This is a genomic window from Achromobacter pulmonis, assembly GCF_002885955.2.
Classification (GTDB): domain Bacteria; phylum Pseudomonadota; class Gammaproteobacteria; order Burkholderiales; family Burkholderiaceae_B; genus Achromobacter; species Achromobacter pulmonis_A.
Genome location: NZ_POQS01000002.1, coordinates 257,783 through 274,690 on the forward strand (window position 1 = coordinate 257,783; position 16,908 = coordinate 274,690).

General features: G+C 67.9%; 19 protein-coding genes and 1 tRNA gene. 9 read left to right on the forward strand and 11 right to left on the reverse strand.

Annotation, left to right across the window (positions count from 1 at the left end; translation table 11 throughout):
- Positions 1 to 2: 2 nt before the first annotated feature.
- The gene (locus tag C1I89_RS07195) at positions 3 to 401 is read right to left on the reverse strand and encodes a RidA family protein (protein WP_102772104.1); all 399 of its coding nucleotides are present in this window, start codon (positions 399 to 401) and stop codon (positions 3 to 5) included.
- Between the two features lie 177 nt (positions 402 to 578).
- On the opposite strand from C1I89_RS07195, the gene C1I89_RS07200 reads away from it, so the two are divergent.
- Positions 579 to 2,012: an MFS transporter gene (locus tag C1I89_RS07200; RefSeq protein WP_102772105.1), complete on the forward strand. Its 1,434-nt coding sequence runs from the start codon at positions 579 to 581 to the stop codon at positions 2,010 to 2,012.
- A gap of 77 nt (positions 2,013 to 2,089) precedes the next feature.
- Entirely contained in the window at positions 2,090 to 2,398 is a 309-nt protein-coding gene (locus tag C1I89_RS07205) for a hypothetical protein (protein ID WP_102772106.1), read from the forward strand.
- Positions 2,399 to 2,400: 2 nt separating this feature from the next.
- Here C1I89_RS07205 and C1I89_RS07210 read toward each other — a convergent pair whose 3' ends face one another.
- On the reverse strand, positions 2,401 to 2,658 hold the full coding sequence (locus tag C1I89_RS07210) for a hypothetical protein (RefSeq protein ID WP_102772107.1): 258 nt from the start codon (positions 2,656 to 2,658) through the stop codon (positions 2,401 to 2,403).
- A gap of 90 nt (positions 2,659 to 2,748) precedes the next feature.
- Positions 2,749 to 4,401, reverse strand: a complete 1,653-nt coding sequence (locus C1I89_RS07215) for a PqiB family protein (protein WP_102772108.1) — start codon at positions 4,399 to 4,401, stop codon at positions 2,749 to 2,751.
- Positions 4,402 to 4,557: 156 nt separating this feature from the next.
- On the opposite strand from C1I89_RS07215, the gene C1I89_RS07220 reads away from it, so the two are divergent.
- Entirely contained in the window at positions 4,558 to 5,043 is a 486-nt protein-coding gene (locus tag C1I89_RS07220; protein WP_102772109.1) for a GNAT family N-acetyltransferase, read from the forward strand.
- A 9-nt stretch (positions 5,044 to 5,052) separates the two neighbouring features.
- On the opposite strand, the gene C1I89_RS07225 is transcribed toward C1I89_RS07220, so the two are convergent.
- The 4 genes from C1I89_RS07225 to aqpZ all read right to left on the reverse strand — a co-directional run bounded on the left by C1I89_RS07225 (position 5,053) and on the right by aqpZ (position 7,819).
- Positions 5,053 to 5,361 (reverse strand): carbohydrate isomerase, encoded by a 309-nt coding sequence (locus C1I89_RS07225; RefSeq protein WP_102772110.1) that lies wholly within the window; start codon positions 5,359 to 5,361, stop codon positions 5,053 to 5,055.
- 69 nt (positions 5,362 to 5,430) lie between these two features.
- The gene (gene kdsA / locus C1I89_RS07230; RefSeq protein WP_102772111.1) at positions 5,431 to 6,288 is read right to left on the reverse strand and encodes a 3-deoxy-8-phosphooctulonate synthase; all 858 of its coding nucleotides are present in this window, start codon (positions 6,286 to 6,288) and stop codon (positions 5,431 to 5,433) included.
- Between the two features lie 66 nt (positions 6,289 to 6,354).
- Entirely contained in the window at positions 6,355 to 7,044 is a 690-nt protein-coding gene (locus tag C1I89_RS07235) for an MgtC/SapB family protein (protein WP_102772112.1), read from the reverse strand.
- Positions 7,045 to 7,111: 67 nt separating this feature from the next.
- Positions 7,112 to 7,819, reverse strand: coding sequence for an aquaporin Z (gene aqpZ / locus C1I89_RS07240; RefSeq protein WP_102772113.1), 708 nt, complete (start codon positions 7,817 to 7,819; stop codon positions 7,112 to 7,114).
- A 600-nt stretch (positions 7,820 to 8,419) separates the two neighbouring features.
- Here aqpZ and C1I89_RS07245 point away from each other — a divergent pair.
- Positions 8,420 to 8,656 carry a toluene tolerance protein gene (locus C1I89_RS07245; protein ID WP_102772114.1) on the forward strand — a complete coding sequence of 79 codons (237 nt, stop codon included), beginning with the start codon at positions 8,420 to 8,422 and terminating at the stop codon, positions 8,654 to 8,656.
- Here C1I89_RS07245 and C1I89_RS07250 read toward each other — a convergent pair.
- From C1I89_RS07250 to C1I89_RS07265, 4 genes are all read right to left on the reverse strand, one after another.
- Positions 8,653 to 9,021, reverse strand: coding sequence for a hypothetical protein (locus C1I89_RS07250; protein WP_146196878.1), 369 nt, complete (start codon positions 9,019 to 9,021; stop codon positions 8,653 to 8,655). The genes C1I89_RS07245 and C1I89_RS07250 overlap by 4 nt on opposite strands.
- 192 nt (positions 9,022 to 9,213) lie before the next feature.
- Complete coding sequence (locus C1I89_RS07255) at positions 9,214 to 9,594, reverse strand: hypothetical protein (protein ID WP_102772116.1); 381 nt, start codon at positions 9,592 to 9,594, stop codon at positions 9,214 to 9,216.
- A complete protein-coding gene (locus tag C1I89_RS07260) occupies positions 9,591 to 10,358 on the reverse strand; it encodes a hypothetical protein (protein ID WP_102772117.1) in 768 nt (255 codons plus the stop codon). Before C1I89_RS07260 ends, C1I89_RS07255 begins: the two co-directional genes overlap by 4 nt.
- Positions 10,359 to 10,591: 233 nt before the next feature.
- Positions 10,592 to 10,678 (reverse strand) — tRNA-Leu (locus tag C1I89_RS07265).
- Positions 10,679 to 10,723: 45 nt separating this feature from the next.
- On the opposite strand from C1I89_RS07265, the gene dapC reads away from it, so the two are divergent.
- From dapC to C1I89_RS07290, 5 genes are all read left to right on the forward strand, one after another.
- Positions 10,724 to 11,920 carry a succinyldiaminopimelate transaminase gene (gene dapC / locus C1I89_RS07270; RefSeq protein ID WP_181390909.1) on the forward strand — a complete coding sequence of 399 codons (1,197 nt, stop codon included), beginning with the start codon at positions 10,724 to 10,726 and terminating at the stop codon, positions 11,918 to 11,920.
- Between the two features lie 24 nt (positions 11,921 to 11,944).
- Positions 11,945 to 12,766, forward strand: coding sequence for a 2,3,4,5-tetrahydropyridine-2,6-dicarboxylate N-succinyltransferase (gene dapD, locus C1I89_RS07275; RefSeq protein ID WP_102772119.1), 822 nt, complete (start codon positions 11,945 to 11,947; stop codon positions 12,764 to 12,766).
- Entirely contained in the window at positions 12,766 to 13,926 is a 1,161-nt protein-coding gene (gene dapE, locus C1I89_RS07280) for a succinyl-diaminopimelate desuccinylase (protein ID WP_102772120.1), read from the forward strand. Before dapD ends, dapE begins: the two co-directional genes overlap by 1 nt.
- Before the next feature lie 83 nt (positions 13,927 to 14,009).
- Entirely contained in the window at positions 14,010 to 14,906 is an 897-nt protein-coding gene (gene prmB / locus C1I89_RS07285; RefSeq protein WP_102772121.1) for a 50S ribosomal protein L3 N(5)-glutamine methyltransferase, read from the forward strand.
- The gene (locus C1I89_RS07290; RefSeq protein ID WP_102772122.1) at positions 14,903 to 16,837 is read left to right on the forward strand and encodes an ABC-F family ATP-binding cassette domain-containing protein; all 1,935 of its coding nucleotides are present in this window, start codon (positions 14,903 to 14,905) and stop codon (positions 16,835 to 16,837) included. Before prmB ends, C1I89_RS07290 begins: the two co-directional genes overlap by 4 nt.
- Positions 16,838 to 16,908: the final 71 nt, after the last annotated feature.

The window sequence follows — 16,908 nt, forward strand, 5'->3', positions numbered from 1 at the left end:
CGTCAGTCCAGCATGGCTTCGGCTTCGATCTCGACCAGCCATTCCGGCAGCGACAGGCCGCTGACAATGATCCAGGACGACGGCGGCGGGTCCTGCGGGAAACGGTCGCGCAGCGCCTGGGCGATCACCTCCTGGTCCTCGCGCACCGTCTCGCAGATGTAGATGCGCAGCATGATGACCTGATCCAGCCTGCCGCCCGCGGCGGCCAGCACGCGCTCGACATTGTCGAGCGCGGCTTCGGTCTGCCCTTGCAGGCCGGGGCTCACCGTGCGCGCCTGGGCGTCGACGCCCACCTGGCCCGACAGCAGCATGCGGCGCTGGCCGGTCACGATCACGGCCTGGCTGAAGCCGTACTGCACGGAGTCGAATACGGTATCGGGATTGACGACGGTTCGGGACATGGCCTGCTCCTGGGACACTCGGGTCCCGCCATTCTATCTGCCCGGGTCCCGGCGCCGCCGCGCGCAGGCCATGCGGCCCTTGCCGCGCCCGCGATTTGCGGCCGGCCGGCGACGCGCATACCATCGGCCCCCATCGATTTCCCGTTCAATCATTTTCATGCAAGGCGGACAGACCGCGTGAACACCCGCACCCCCTCCGGCACGCCCCGGGTCACAGGCGCCTCCTGGGCGGCGCTGCTGCGCGGAAGCAACGCGCTGCGCTCCATTGCGCTGGCCGGCGGCGTGGCGCTGCACGCCATCAACGTGTATGTCGTCACCACCATCCTGCCCAGCGTGATCCAGGACATCGGCGGGTTGGAGTACTACGCCTGGAACACCACGCTGTTCGTGGTCACGTCCATCGTCGGGTCGGCGCTGTCGGCCCGGCTGATCGAGGCGCTGGGGCCGCGCGCCGCGTACCTGCTGGCGGTGCTGGTGTTCACGGTGGGATCGGCGGCCTGCGCGCTGGCGCCGTCCATGCCCTGGCTGCTGGCCGGGCGCAGCGTGCAGGGCCTGGGCGGCGGCATCCTGTTCGCGCTCAGCTACGCGCTGATCCGGCTGGTGTTCGAGCCGGCGCTGTGGTCGCGCGCCATGGCGCTGGTGTCCGGCATGTGGGGAGTGGCCACCTTGTGCGGCCCCGCCATCGGCGGCATCTTCGCGCAGGCCGGGCACTGGCGGCTGGCCTTCTGGGCGCTGCTGCCCGCGGCGGCGGCGCTGGCCCTGATCGTGGCGCTGAAGGTGGGCGGCAGGAGCGCCTCGCGGCCGGCCAGGCCGACGTCGCTGCCCTGGTCGACGCTGGGCCTGCTGGTGGTCAGCGTGCTGGCGATCACCGCGGCCAGCCTGTCCACCAGCCTGGGCTGGAACCTGGCGGGCATCGCCGCCGGGCTGGCGATCGCGGCGCTGATCGCGGCGGTGGATACGCGTGCCGCCAAACGGCTGCTGCCCACCGGCGCCTACCGCATCGGTTCGCCGCTGGGCGCGCTGTACGCGCTGATGTGCCTGGTGGTGGCGGCCATCACCACCGAGATCTTCGTGCCGTACTTCCTGCAGGTGATCCATGGCATGTCGCCGCTGGCCGCCGGCTACATGACGGCCGCGATGGCGGCGGGCTGGACGCTGGCCGCCATGCCCAGCTCGACCCGCAGCGGGCCGGCCGCCGACTTCCTGGTGCGCCTGAGCCCGGCCGTCATCCTGGCCGCGCTGGCCGCACTGGCCCTCATGACGCCGCGCACGGCGCTGTTGCAGTCGCAAGCGGGGCTGGCCGTCTACGTGCTGGTGCTGGCCGGGGTCGGCTTCGGCATCGGCCTGAGCTGGCCGCATCTGCTGACCCGCATCTTCAACGCGGCGCCGCCCGGCGAAGAGACCCTGACCTCCTCGTCCATCACCACGGTGCAGTTGTACGCCACGGCCTTGACCGCGGCGCTGGCCGGCGTCATCGCCAACAGCGCGGGCCTGGCCGATCCGGGCGGCGTCACTGGCGCGCAGCGCGCCGCGCAATGGCTGTTCGGCGCGTTCGCGCTGGCGCCCGCCGCGGCCCTGCTGCTGCAGGCGCGGATCGCGCGCCGGCGCTAGCGGGCCGGTCCGCCAAAGGCGGTATGGAAGCGCGCGGGCGGGTTTGCTACGCTGCTCCTACCTGGAGGGTACCGGCCATGAACAATGGAATCCGCGTGCTGTGCGTGCAGCCATCGTCGTTCTCCGCGCGTTTCGCGTTCCTGGGGATCGCGCTGCGATGGACGCTGGGCGCCACGCCGCGGCCCGCCAGGCTGCTGATCGGCCCCCACGACCTGGAGCCGCTGGGCTCCGAGGCCGACTTCTGGAGATTCGCGCTGCGCCATGCGTGCGCCAGCCGCTCCATCCTGATCACCCGGGGCGGCCGCTGGGACGTGACGGCCTCGGTCGACGGCGACGAAGTCCGCGCCTTCGGACGCAAGTTCGCCCTGCGCCATTGCCTGTTCTGAGGTCAGGCGTCCTGCGGCGGCTTGCGGTGATACAGCGCCAGTTCCTCGGCGGTCCAGCGCTGCCGCGCCTCTTCCTGGCAGCAGCTGCGGAACACCAGCGCCCCCACGTCCAGGAAACGCTTGAGGTCGGCGTCCGACAGCTTGGCCTGCACCTGTATCAGGCAATCCGCGTAAGCGGACAGTATCCCGTCCCAATGGTCGAACCTGCCCGGCGCGACGGGCTGCGTGATCATGCGCGCCATCATTTCACTATGATCCATGCTCTGACCCTCTCGGACGCCCCGCCGCCGCCATGAGCGCCGGCGTAGGGGCCGCCCGCCCCGTCAGCAAGCGCCATGCCCGGACGGGGATCAGCGCGCGGCGGGTTGGCGCTGGGCCTGGCCGTCCGGCGCGCGGCCGCGCAGCAGCGCGTCGGGATAGGCCTGCAGGTAGTCCGCCAGCTCCCGCAGCGAGCGGGCCGCGCGCGCCAGCTCCTGCAAGGCCGTGCCGGCGCTGACCGGCAGGTCGCCCTCGGGACTGAGCACGCCGCCGACCGCCGCCAGCGAACGGCTGGCCTGCTTGAGCACGGCCTGCGCCTGCGGCGCCAGGCCGGTGTCCAGCCGCCTGACCAGGCTGGCCGTGCCGCGCAGCAACTGGTTGAGTTCCGTGCCCAGCGCCTCGAACGGCACCCGCTCCAGCTTGGCCAGGATGCTGTTGACCTGCTGCTGCAGCTGGTCCAGGTTGTTCGGCACGGTGGGGATCAGCGGCCTGGGCTCCATCTTGAACGCCACCGGCTTGGCGTCGGGAAACACCGCCACCGCGACGTACAGCTGGCCGGTCAGCAGGTTGCCGATGCGCAGCTGCGCGCGCATGCCGCGCTCTATCATGGCGCTCAGCAGCTTGCCGCTGGGATGCTCCAGCGAGGACCCGGAGTATTCGCGGATCTCGCCCACGGTCTTGGCGCCCAGGCGCTCGAGATACAGCGTGGCGCCGACCATCGCATAGAACTGGTTGGTCTCGCGGTCCAGCTCCAGGCCGATGGAATCGACCTGTCCGATGGTGGCGCCATAGGCGTCGATGGGCGCGCCGACCGTCAGGCCGCGCACCGACTGGTCGAAACGCATGCGGATATGCAGCGGCACGCCGTCGGGCTGGGCCCGCGCGGCGCTCTCGGATGGGAAGATGACGAATTCGTCGTCGGCCTTGGCGACCACCCGTTCGCGCTGCTCGATCGTATCGAAGGCCACGCCGCCCACGATGACCGACAGCAGCGATTGCGAGCGCATCTGCAGGCCGCGCGCGTCCACGCTGAAGTCCACGCCGCTGGCGTTCCAGAAGCGCGTGGCCGCATTGACGTAGGCGTCGTTGGGCGCGTCGATGAACACCTGCACGTCCACGCCCTCGCCGGTGCGGTCGAGCTGGTAGCCCACCACCTGCCCCACCGGTATGCGCCGGTAGTAGACCGGCGAGCCCACGTCCAGCGAACCCAGGTCGCGGGCCTTGAGCGTGTAGCGCTTGCCGGCGCGGTCCTGCGTGACTTCGGGCGGGATCTCCAGGCCTGTGAAGGTCGATTGCGGCGTGTGCCGATCATTCTTCGGGTCCGGGCGGCTGGCGGGATCGACGCCGATGTAGGCGCCCGACAACAGGGTGCCCAGCCCCGACACCCCGCTCAGGCCGAGGCGCGGGCGCACCACCCAGAACCGGGTGCCTTCGCGCAGCAGGCTGGCGGCTTCCTTGTCGAGGCGTATGGTGACGATGACGCCGGAATGGTCGGGGTTGAGCGCCACCCGTTCGACCAGGCCGACATTGACCTCTTTGTAGCGCACCTGCGTCTTGCCGGCTTCCAGGCCTTCGGCGGTCTGGAAGCCGATGGTGGCGGTGGGGCCCGCCTCCATCCAGACGCGCACCACCAGCAACAGGCCGCCGACCGCCGCGATGATGGGCACCAGCCAGATCCATGACAGGCGACGCCGTTTGCGCCCGGCGGCTGGCGCATGGGCGGAGGCAGGGCCGGGCTCAGGCATAGAGAACGCTCTCTGTAGTATCCATCCGGACGCGCGGGCAAGATCCGTCCCAAGAATCGCCCCCCGCCGCCCGCCACGCAAGTAAGGGAAATCCCGAGGCCGGGGTTCGCGGTAGGATAAGCGTCCCTAAAAGCAGAAATACAGCAGGAATATCCCGTGACTCTCGAAATCCGCCCCGCCGCCCCTACGGACGCGGCCCAGATCCATGCCTTCATCACCGAACTCGCCATCTATGAGCGCGCCGCCCACGAGGTGATCGCCAGCGTCGAGGACGTGCGGCGCACGCTGTTCGCCGAGGGCGCGCCGGCCAAGGCGCTGATGTGCCTGCTGGACGGCAGGGTGATCGGCTACGCCGTGTACTTCTACAGCTACTCGACCTGGCTGGGCCGCAACGGCATCTACCTGGAAGACCTCTACGTCACGCCGGAACACCGCGGCATCGGCGCCGGACGCGATCTGCTGCGCCACCTGGCGCAGGAAGCGGTGGCCAACGGCTGCGGCCGGCTGGAATGGAGCGTGCTGGACTGGAACGAGCCGGCCATCGATTTCTACCGCTCGATCGGGGCGCTGCCGCAGGATGAATGGGTGCGCTACCGCCTGGCCGGCGAAGCGCTGCAGAACTTCGCGCAGGGCCGGCGCTGAGCGGCCGGCTCAGAATTCCGGCAGGTCGAACAGCGTGTGCAGCGTGGAGCTGGGCACGGGCACGGACGCGAGATGCTCGCGTCCGTCATCGTCGACCAGCACGCGCACCGGACGCGAGGCCACGCTCATGCCGTCCAGGCTCATGGCGGTTTCGACCTGGGCGCCGTCCTTGATGAGTTCGATGACTTCCGAAGCCGCCGCCGTCACCGGCTCGGTGACCCAGCCGGGCACGCCGCGCTCGGCCTGCCCCCAGCGCACATAGGCCACATGCCCGCTGACGGGCTCCTTGCGGACGGCGACGATTACATACAAAGACATCCGGGCCTCCCTGATAGAACGTGGCCAGGATCGTATAACAACTTGGCGCGGCCATGACGGCCGCCGGGCTCAGGGTTCGATGTCGATCGGGGCAAAGGATTTCACCAGGTCGTCCAGCATCTTCAGCTGGGTGAGGAAGGGCTCCAGCTTGTCCAGGGGCAATGCGCTGGGGCCGTCGCATTTCGCGTTCCTGGGATCGGGATGCGCCTCCAGGAACAGACCCGCCAGCCCGACCGCCATGCCGGCGCGCGCCAGTTCGGCGACCTGCTCGCGGCGTCCGCCCGAGGCCGCATCCAGCGCCGAACGCTGCTGCAGCGCGTGGGTCACGTCGAAAATCAGCGGGCGGTTGCCGGTCACCTTTTTCATGACGCCGAAGCCCAGCATGTCCACCACCAGGTTGTCGTAGCCGAAGCAGGTGCCGCGGTCGCACAGGATCAGCTTGTCGTTGCCGGCCTCGGTAAATTTTTCCACGATGTTCAGCATCTGGGTCGGGCTGAGGAACTGCGGCTTCTTGATGTTGACCACGCGCTGCGTCTTGGCCAGCGCCACCACCAGGTCGGTCTGCCGGGCCAGGAAGGCCGGCAGCTGCAGGATGTCGGCGACCTCGGCCACCGGCGCGGCCTGCCAGGGCTCGTGCACGTCGGTGATGACCGGCACGCCGAAGGTCTGCTTGACCTCTTCGAAAATGCGCATGCCCTCTTCCAGCCCCGGACCGCGGTAGGAATGGATCGAGGAACGGTTGGCCTTGTCGAAGGACGCCTTGAATACGTAGGGGATGCCCAGCTTGCGCGTCACGCGCTGGTATTCCTCGCAGGCGCGCAGCGCCAGCTCCCGGGATTCCAGCACATTGATGCCGCCGAACAGCACGAAGGGCAGATCGTTGGCGCAGTTGATGGAAGGGGAAATGACGACTTGCGGCGCGGTCATGGCGGGTGAATCCTGTGGAGATGTAGCGGGTGATAGTGCGTAATGTACAACCTTGGCCGGCGCGGCTCAGGCGTTGCCGGTGTCGGAAGTCCAGCTGGCCGAGTAGGTCTGCGGCAGCAGGCTCAGGCTGCCCACCAGCTTCTCCACGCGCTCGTCTTCCTGGCGCATGGAATAGACCACGGCCGTCACCTCGGAGCGGCCGGCGTCGCGCTGCTGGCTTTCCACGCCGCGCAGGCGCAGGCTGTGCTTGCCCAGCGCGTTGAGCAGTTCGGCGCGCACCAGGGCTTCGTCGGCCGACGCGCAGGTCAGCGCGATGTTGTAGTAGCGTTCCTCGGTTTCCGCCTCGGGCACGTAGCGGTCGACCAGCCTGGCGCCGCCGCGCAGCACGACGTTGGTCACCAGGATCAGCGCCGCCACCGCGCCGGACTCGGCCAGAAAGCCGTAGCCCGCCAGCACGCCCACGGCGCCGGTGGCCCAGATGGTGGCCGCGGCGCTCAGGCCGCGGATGGTGAGCCCGTCGCGCATGATGAGGCCCGCGCCCAGGAAACCGATGCCGGTCACCACCTGGCTGCCCAGGCGCATGTCGCTGCCTGCGTCCAGCAGCGCCGGCAGCGCGGTGTAGGCGGCCGCGCCCAGCGCGACCAGCGCGTGCGTGACGACGCCGGCGTAGTTCTGGCGCCACTGGCGCTCCAGGCCGACGGCGGCGCCCAGCAGCATGGCCAGCGTGAGATGGGTGGCGATGGAAAGTCCGGTCATGGCAGGCTTGAGGTGACGGCAAGCCTGCCATTATCGCCCGCGTCCGGGCGCTCCGGACGCCGGCCGCTTACTCCTGGCCCGGATCGCTCACCAGCCGGTAGGCGATGGCGCCGATGATGGCGCCGACGATGGGCGCCACCCAGAACAGCCACAACTGCTCCAGCGCCCAGCCGCCGACGAACAGCGCCGGTCCGGTGGAACGGGCGGGATTGACCGACGTGTTGGTCACCGGAATGCTGATCAGGTGGATCAGCGTCAGCGCCAGGCCGATGGGAATGGCGGCGAAGCCGGCCGGCGCCCGCTTGCTGGTGGCGCCCAGGATCACGAACAGAAAGCCCGCGGTCATGACGATTTCGGTAATCAGGGCCGACGCCATCGAATACTTGCCCGGCGAATACGCGTCATAGCCGTTGGCCGCGAAATGGCTGCCCTTCAGGTCGAAACCCAGCTTGCCGCTGGCGATGCAGGCCAGCACCGCGGCCGCCGCGATGGCGCCGAGCACCTGCGCGATGACATAAGGCAGGATTTCCCTGGCCGGAAAACGGCCGCCCGCCACCAGGCCGACGGTGACCGCCGGATTGAAATGGCCGCCCGAAATATGGCCGACGGCGAACGCCATGGTCAGCACCGTCAGGCCGAAAGCCAGCGCCACGCCGGCGAAGCCTATACCCAGTTCGGGAAAACCGGCGGCCAGCACCGCCGCCCCGCAGCCGCCCAGCACCAGCCAGAACGTGCCGAAGAATTCCGCGCCGCAACGCTTCGATAGCGAATACATTTCCACTCCCCAAAAACGAAAACCCAACGGTATCGCGCGGCGGGAATTGCAACGTTAAAGCAATGCAAATCTTGACAGTTCTTGTTCGCGGCCCGAGCGCCGGCAGCTCCGCCCCACACAAGGTAACGGCGCGAAAAGGCTTCGGGGATCGGCCGGATGGGCGAACCCATTGCGGCCCCATCGGTCCTGCGGCTTGCAATAAATATTTAAACAGGCACACTACGGCCATTCGAAAGTATGGCCTTGCCACGCAAGGCCTCATCCGGCCGGCTGCAAACCCCTTGCGGCCGAGTCTGCGGTAGGAGTGCGCGGTGTCTGATGTCCGGGACATGAATCCTCTTCATCAAAACAGGCGGGTGCCGTCACGGCCCGCTGCCGCCTTGCCGATGCCCTCCCCGCGCCACCTTCCCCGCGCAATCGCGTCTGCCGCCATGCGGTAGCGATCGGCCGCGGCCGTTCCTCGCGGAACCGGCCGTCCGGCTTCCCTCCCCCTTCTGATTCCGTTTCCCATCTTTCGCGGCCGCATGCGCCGTGAGGACTTTCTTCGTGCAGACCCGTCAAGAGGCCGACACACCCATAGACCGACTCAAGGAGCGTCACATGCGGTTAATCACCGACCAGGAACTCAACACCATGTCCACCGAGAGCAAGCGCCGCCGGCACCAGGAGCTGGATCGCAAGCTCGTCGTCGCCAGCCAGCGCGGCTGGTCCTGCGTGCAACGGATCGAGGCCAGCCGCGCCAAGGTCCATGCCGCCATTCAGCGCGACATCGAACTGGGCCGCGACACCGAGGCCAAGGTCGACAAGCGGCGCGTGCGCGCCCGCGCGGCCAGCTAGCCCGGGCGGCCAGGCAGGGGATGCGGCGACTGGCAACGGGCCGCATTCTCCTGCGGGCCGCCGCTGGTCCAGCGCTGCACGTCGCGGATCAGGTATTGCAGGAATTGCGCGTAGGCCCGGTCCAACGCCCGCATCCAGGCGCTGTCGTCATGCCTGACGCAGGAGGCGCGCACGGCGCAGTTCAGCGTTTCCGCCAGGAGGCCGACGGTTGCGCCAGACATCCGGAAACAGATCGGCGCCTGGCAGGAATGCCGGTGAGCATCGCGCAGCGCGTCATCGCGCGCCTGCGCCGTGGCCTGCGTATCGGCCGCGACCCGCAGCAGCAGGTTCAGTATTTCGCACCAGTCCGCCAGCAACTCGTGCACGGCACACCTCGCGGGGAACGCGTACGGACGCTCGGATTCGGGGCGCGCAGATCGATGACATCCAGAAATGCAGCGTACTTGAGTGCCACGGAAGGCTCTCCTTATCGTGCTGTTTATGGGCAAGCATCCACTGAAGAGAAGAGCGCGACGATATAGCAAAAATCGGGATATTCGCACTGGCGTATACCCGTATCAAATCTCCAGGGCGCCCCCGGCTTGCAGTTCCATGGCCCGTGCTTCTTGCAGGGAAACTTCCGTGTCGATGAAGTAATCCGCCTTGATGCGTTGCGCGTGCATCGCTTTGAGGATATAGCCCAGAGATTTGGACTTCATATATTGCACGCTCGTCCGGGAAACGCTCGGATGCATCAGCGCCGTATAAAGCCGGGCATGAACCCCGCCCCTGGCCTGCGTATCGTCTCCTTGGGACGAAAGGCGTTCGGCAAACAAGCGACCATGATGGTAGGCCGAGTAATACAAGCGGCTCATTGAACTGCGAATGTCGGCCTCGCAAGAGTGCGTCGCGAGCGAGCGTTTGCCGAGCATCAGCAAGTCGGTAGGCGAGACGCTCATGAAGCCCCCGAAAACATGACCACCACGCCCGCCGGCACGGCATCCAGCCGGAGAGCGACCAGCTCGGCCAGTTCGAGATTCATTGTCCCGACCTCTTCGACAGGCGCCCTCACCGTCAATTCCATGATGACGGTGCTCAATTCCGGATGATCGATGGCACTGACCTTGGGGCTGCCATTGACCGCGAACAGCCTGTGCGCCCGCAACACGACGCCAGCCAGGTCCAGGAGATCTCCGGCCTGGCTATCCGTGGTCGATGTCTGTTGATAGACGGCATACGCTGCCAGAGCCGGTGCGATGGCGTCCTCGTCGAGTTCGAGGTTCATGGAGCGGGCTTGCGCCAGAAAGCCGTGGAGCTGCTTCATGGAACCGGAAACCATTCCCAGATAGGCCCTATTGCTTAACTGGCCTAGCCCTGGGTTGCCGACCTGCCGGAAAATCGCCTGGGCTTCCGAGAAGTATCCCAGACCGACCAACGACTGGGCCATCTGGAACTCCGCTTCATCCCAGTTCCGGCGATAGGCGTTCCTGGCCTGCGTTGCATGGCGCCTGACCTGCTCGGCATCACCGAAGGCCTCGGCCAAGTAGATCGACGCAATCGCGCCGTCGAACTTGTCGGCCTGCCGCAGCTTTTCGCACTCGCGCAGAAGCATCCGTGCTTCGAAGCTGTCTCTGCCGAGGTATCTGTCCGACTTGGCGACAAGCTGGCTCACCCGCAAGCACAGGTCCGAAGCGGTCGTCTGAGGAAGATAAGGTCTTGCCATGGCGCTCTGATATGACGCGGACCGAGGCCCGCAAGCCGGCGTGGAAAACGTAGCCGCTAACATATCGTAGCAATTGGCTTTTGGCGGCGGAAGCCGTACAACCCGAGGGGGCAAGCGCATGCTGCAAACAAAAGAAAACCCCCGAGGCATTCGACGCCTCGGGGGTTCTCGGGGGGCTGTAGACACTGTTGGCGCACCGCTGTGCGCACCGCCAGACAGCGTCAGGCAATAAGTGGTGCGAAGGAGGGGACTCGAACCCCTACACCTGTTACGGCGTCAGGACCTAAACCTGGTGCGTCTACCAATTTCGCCACCTTCGCAAAGCCAAGCCCGCTATTGTAGCTTGCTTGTTAAAATCTTGCGTCATGAATCCGCGCCTCGATGCCCTACACCCCTATCCGTTCGAAAAACTGCGGGCTTTGCTGGCTTCGGCCGCCCAGCAGCCGGACGGCCTGACGCCCATCAATCTGTCGATCGGCGAGCCCAAACACGCCGCGCCGGAGCGCGTCGGACAGGCGATCCGCGACAGCCTCGCGGGCCTGTCGGTCTATCCGTCCACCAAGGGCGACCCGGCGCTGCGCCAGGCGATTTCGCAGTGGCTGGCCAGCCGCTACAGCATTCCGGCGCCGGACCCGGAAACCCAGGTGCTGCCGGCGCTGGGCTCGCGCGAGGCGCTGTTTGCGTTCACGCAGACCGTCATCGACCCGTCGGCCGGCTCGGTGGTGATCTGCCCCAATCCTTTTTATCAGATTTACGAAGGCGCCGCGCTGCTGGCCGGGGCCACGCCCTACTTCGTGAACGCCGACCCGGTGCGCGATTTCGGCAGCGACTGGAACCGGGTTCCGGCCGAGGTCTGGAAGCGGACGCGCATGGTTTTCGTCTGTACGCCGGGCAATCCGGCGGGCAACGTCATGTCGCTGGACGACTGGAAGACGCTGTTCGAGCTGTCCGACCGCCATGATTTCGTGATCGTGTCGGACGAGTGTTATTCCGAGATCTACCTGGACGAAGCCAATCCGCCCCTGGGCGGCCTGCAGGCGGCGCGCCGCCTGGGCCGTGACGACTACCGCAACCTGGTGGCGTTCTCCAGCCTGTCCAAGCGTTCCAACGTGCCGGGCCTGCGCTCGGGCTTCGTGGCGGGCGACGCCGCCCTGATCGGCCGTTTCCTGCTGTACCGGACGTATCATGGCAGCGCGATGAGCCCGCTGGTGTCGGCGGCCAGCATCGCCGCCTGGACCGACGAGGCCCACGTCAAGGACAACCGCCGCATGTACCGCGAAAAGTTCGACGCCGTGGTGCCGATCCTGCAAAACGTGCTGGACGTGACCCGTCCACAGGCCTCTTTCTACCTGTGGGCGGCCACGCCCGGTTCGGATACGGCGTTCGCGCGCGACCTTTACGGCCGTACCGGTGTTACCGTGCTGCCGGGCAGCTTCCTGGCGCGCGAGGCGCACGGGACGAATCCCGGCCAGGGCCGCATCCGCATCGCCCTGGTGGCGCCCTTGGCCGACTGCGTGCAGGCGGCCGAACGCATTGCCCATTTTGTGCATACTTCTGTTTGATCAACCCTTAAAAGCTGAGCCGCTATGACTCTCGACCTGCAGACCACCATCGAACAAGCCTGGGAAAACCGGGCCAACCTGTCGCCCACCGACGCCAGCGCCGAAGTGCGCGAAGCGGTCGAGCACACCATCGACGGCCTGGATCTGGGCCGCCTGCGCGTGGCCGAGAAGATCGGCGACGACTGGGTCGTGCATCAGTGGATCAAGAAGGCCGTGCTGCTGTCGTTCCGCCTGAGCGACAACGCCATCATGGGCCAGGCGCCGCTGCAGTTCTACGACAAGGTGCCGCTCAAGTTCTCGGAATACGGCGACAACGCCTTCAAGCAGGGCGGCTACCGCGTGGTGCCGCCGGCGGTGGCGCGCCGCGGCGCCTACATCGCCCGCAACGTGGTGCTGATGCCCTCCTACGTGAACATCGGCGCCTACGTCGACGAAGGCACGATGGTCGACACCTGGGCCACGGTCGGTTCGTGCGCCCAGATCGGCAAGAACGTGCACCTGTCGGGCGGCGTGGGTATCGGCGGCGTGCTGGAGCCGCTGCAGGCCAACCCCACCATCATCGAGGACAACTGCTTCATCGGCGCGCGCTCGGAAGTCGTGGAAGGCGTGGTGGTGGAAGAGAACTCGGTGCTGGCCATGGGCGTGTTCCTGTCGCAAAGCACCAAGATCTATGACCGGGCCACCGGCAAGATCACCTACGGCCGCGTGCCTTCGGGCTCGGTGGTGGTGCCCGGCTCGCTGCCGTCGGCCGACGGCACGCACAGCCTGGCCTGCGCCGTCATCGTCAAGCGTGTCGACGCGCAGACCCGCGCCAAGACCAGCATCAACGATCTGCTGAGGGCCTGATGAGCACACCCGCGTCCGCGTCGGCCTGCGCCGTACTGGATCTGGTCAAGGACCTGATCGCCCGCCCGTCGGTGACGCCCGCCGATGAAGACTGCCAGGCCACGCTTGCCGCGCGCCTGGAGCGCATCGGCTTCAAATGCGAAACCATCGCCCAGGGCGGCGTGACCAATCTGTGGGCCCGGCGCGGCAGCGCCGCGCCGCTGGCGGTGTTCGCCGGCCACACGGACGTGGTGCCCCCGGGGCCGCGCGAGAAGTGGGAGAGCGATCCGTTCGTGCCCACCGAACGCGACGGCTACCTGTACGGCCGCGGCGCGGCCGACATGAAGAGCTCGATCGCCGCCTTCGTGGTGGCGGCCGAGGAATTCGTGGCGGCCAATCCGCAGCACGGCGGCTCCATCGCGCTTTTGATCACGTCCGACGAGGAAGGCCCGTCGATCGACGGCACCGCCATCGTCTGCGACGCGCTCAAGGCGCGCGGCGAGCAGCTGGACTACTGCATCGTGGGCGAGCCGACCTCGGGCGAGGCGCTCGGCGACATCTGCAAGAACGGCCGCCGCGGCTCGCTGTCGGGCAAGCTCACGGTCAAGGGCATCCAGGGCCACGTGGCCTACCCTCACCTGGCGCGCAACCCGGTGCACCAGCTGGCGCCGGCGCTGGCCGAGATCGTCGCGATCGAATGGGACCAGGGCAACGAGTACTTCCCGCCCACCACATTCCAGGTGTCCAACCTGAACTCGGGCACCGGCGCCACCAACGTGGTGCCGGGCGAGGCGGTGGCGCTGTTCAACTTCCGCTTCTCCACCGCCAGCACGCCGGACGGCCTAAAGGCGCGCGTGCATGAGGTGCTGGACCGCCACGGCCTGGAATACGCGCTGGACTGGGAGCTGGGCGGCGAGCCTTTCCTGACCCCGCGCGGCACGCTCAGCGAAGCGCTGTCCTCGGCCATCAAGGACGAGACCGGCGTGACGACCGAGCTGTCGACCACCGGCGGCACGTCCGACGGCCGCTTCATCGCCAAGATCTGCCCGCAGGTGATCGAGTTCGGCCCGTGCAACGCCACCATCCACAAGGTCAACGAACGCGTCGAGATCGCCTCGCTCGCGCCGCTGAAAAATATTTACCGGCGCACGCTGGAAAACCTCCTGCCCGCCAAGGCGTAATCCGTCCCGCGCCGATCGCGCGGGCCCTGCGCCCCTCGGGAGACGCCGTTTCCCGAGGGGCGAATTCATCAAGAATGCCAGCCATGCAACCATCCGCCCGCCTAGAACTGCTGACCCTGCGCGACCTGATCCGTTATGGCGTCTCCCGGCTGAACGCCGCCGGGGTGGCGCTGGGCCACGGCAGCGACAACGCCTGGGACGAGGCGGTATACCTCGTCCTGCACGCCCTGCACCTGCCGCTGGACACGCTGGAACCCTTCCTCGACGCCCGCGTGCTCGACAAAGAGCGCGCCCGCGTCCTGGACCTGATAGACCGCCGCGTGACCGAGCGGCTCCCCGCCGCCTACCTGACCAACGAGGCCTGGCTGCGCGGCCATCGTTTTTACGTGGATCAGCGCGTCATCGTGCCGCGCTCGCCGATAGCCGAACTGCTGGACCAGGGCCTGGCGCCCTGGGTCGCGGACCCGGCCGAGGTCGGGCGCGTGCTGGACATGTGCACCGGCTCGGGTTGCCTGGCCATCCTGGGCGCGCTGGCGTTTCCTCATGCGCAGGTGGACGCGGTGGACGTGTCCTCCGATGCGCTGGAGGTGGCGCGGCGCAACGTCGAGGACTACGGGCTGGAGGACCGGCTGGCGCTGCACCAGAGCAATCTGTTCGAAAGCCTGCCCGCGCAGCGCTACGACGTCATCATCTGCAATCCGCCGTACGTCAACAGCGGCTCGATGGAGGTGCTGCCCGAGGAATACCGCCACGAGCCGCAGCTGGCGCTGGCCGGCGGCGCCGATGGCATGGACCTGGTGCGCCGCATCCTCGAGGCCGCCCCGCGCTACCTGAGCGAGAACGGCGTGCTGGTGCTGGAGATCGGCCACGAGCGGCCTTTCTTCGAAGCGGCCTTCCCCGAACTGTCGCCCATGTGGCTGGATACCGAGCAGGCGTCCGACCAGATCCTGCTGTTTACCCGTGAGCAATTGACAACGTGATACGCGCTACTGGATTGACCCTGCGCCGGGGCACGAAAGTGCTGCTGGACGGCGCCGAATTCGTCGTGCACCCGGGCGAGCGCGTCGGCATCGTCGGCAAGAACGGCGCCGGCAAGTCGTCCCTCTTCGCGCTGCTGACCGGCGCGCTGGACGTGGACGCCGGCACGCTGGCCATGCCGGCCGGCTGGCGCATCGCCAGCGTCAAGCAGGAAATCGAGGCCGACGAGCGCCCGGCGCGCGAGTTCGTCATCGACGGCGACGTGCATCTGCGCGAGCTGCAGGCGCGCCGCGCGGCGCTGACGGACGAGCAAGGCACGCAGATCGCCGAGGTCGAGGCGGCGCTGGTGGAAGCCGGCGCCTGGAGCGCGGCCTCGCGCGCCGAGCAGCTGCTGGCCGGCCTGGGCTTCAAGCCCGCCGAATGGATGCAGCCGGTGGCGAGCTTCTCGGGCGGCTGGCGCATGCGCCTGGCGCTGGCGCGCGCGCTGATGGCGCCGTCCGAACTGCTGCTGCTGGACGAGCCCACCAACCACCTGGACCTCGACGCCATGCTGTGGCTGGAGAAGTGGCTGGGCGCCTACCCCGGCACCGTGATGCTGATCTCGCACGACACCGAGTTCCTGGACGCGGTGGCCAAGTCCATCCTGCATTTCGACCACGCCAAGCTGGTGCGCTACCGCGGCGGCTACGGCGACTTCCTGACGCAGCGCGCCGAGCGCCTGCGCCAGAGCAACATCGCCTACGAACGCCAGACGCGCGAAGCCGCGCGGCTGCAAGGCTTCATCGACCGCTTCAAGGCCAAGGCCTCCAAGGCCAAGCAGGCGCAAAGCCGGGTCAAGGCGCTGGCCCGCATGCAGGTGCTGGCGCCCCTGCAGGCCGAGGCCGGCATCGACATCCGCATCCCGTCGCCCGAGCAGGTGCCCGACCCGCTGCTGACGCTGGAGCACCTGTCGGCCGGCTATACCGACGCGGCCGGCAATGCCGTGCCCATCCTGCGCGACGTGACGCTGATGGTGCGCGCCGGCAGCCGGGTAGGCGTGCTGGGCGCCAACGGCGCCGGCAAGAGCACGCTGATCAAGACGCTGGCCGAGGAACTGCCGGTGCAGGCCGGCGAGCGCCGCGCCTCGCGCGGGCTGGCCATCGGCTATTTCCACCAGCACCAGCTCGACATGCTGGACGTGGACAGCACACCCATCGCCCACCTGGCGCGCCTGGCGCCCGAGGCGCGCGAGCAGGAGCTGCGCAACTACCTGGGCGGCTTCGGCTTTTCAGGCGACACGGTGACCAGCAAGGTCGGCCCCATGTCCGGCGGAGAAAAGGCGCGCCTGGCGCTGTCCCTGATCGTCTGGCAGAAGCCCAACCTGCTGCTGCTGGACGAGCCCAGCAACCACCTGGACGTGGAAACCCGCGAGGCCCTGGCCACCGCGCTGGCGGACTTCGGCGGCAGCATGCTGCTGGTGTCTCACGACCGGCACCTGCTGCGCACCACGGTGGACAGCTTCTGGATCGTGGCCGACGGCGCGGTGCGCGAATTCGACGGCGACCTGGAGGACTACCGCGACTGGCTGGCCGCGCGCAACGCCGGCGAACGCGCCGAAGCGGCGCGCGAGAACGCGGCCAACGGCGAGCCCGTCATCGACCGCAAAGCGCAGCGCCGCGCCGAGGCCGAACAGCGCCAGCGCCTGTCGGCGCTGCGCAAGCCGCTGGAAGCGAAACTCGCCAAGGTGGATGCCGAGATGGAAAAACTGCGCGCCAAGCTGCAGGCGCTGGACGCCGTCATCGCCGACCCGGACCTGTATTCGGACGCGCGCCGCGCGGAACGCCAGAAGGTCATGGCCGAGCATGGCGAGCACGGCAAGCGCATGGACGAGCTGGAAGAGCAGTGGCTGGAGATCCAGGGCTCGCTCGAGGAGATCGAGCAGTCGGAGCCTTGAAGGGATGGCGGCTGGGGGTGTCCGATGGGTTCCGCGCGTTCGATGATTGGGTTCTTGCTTAAGGACGCTCG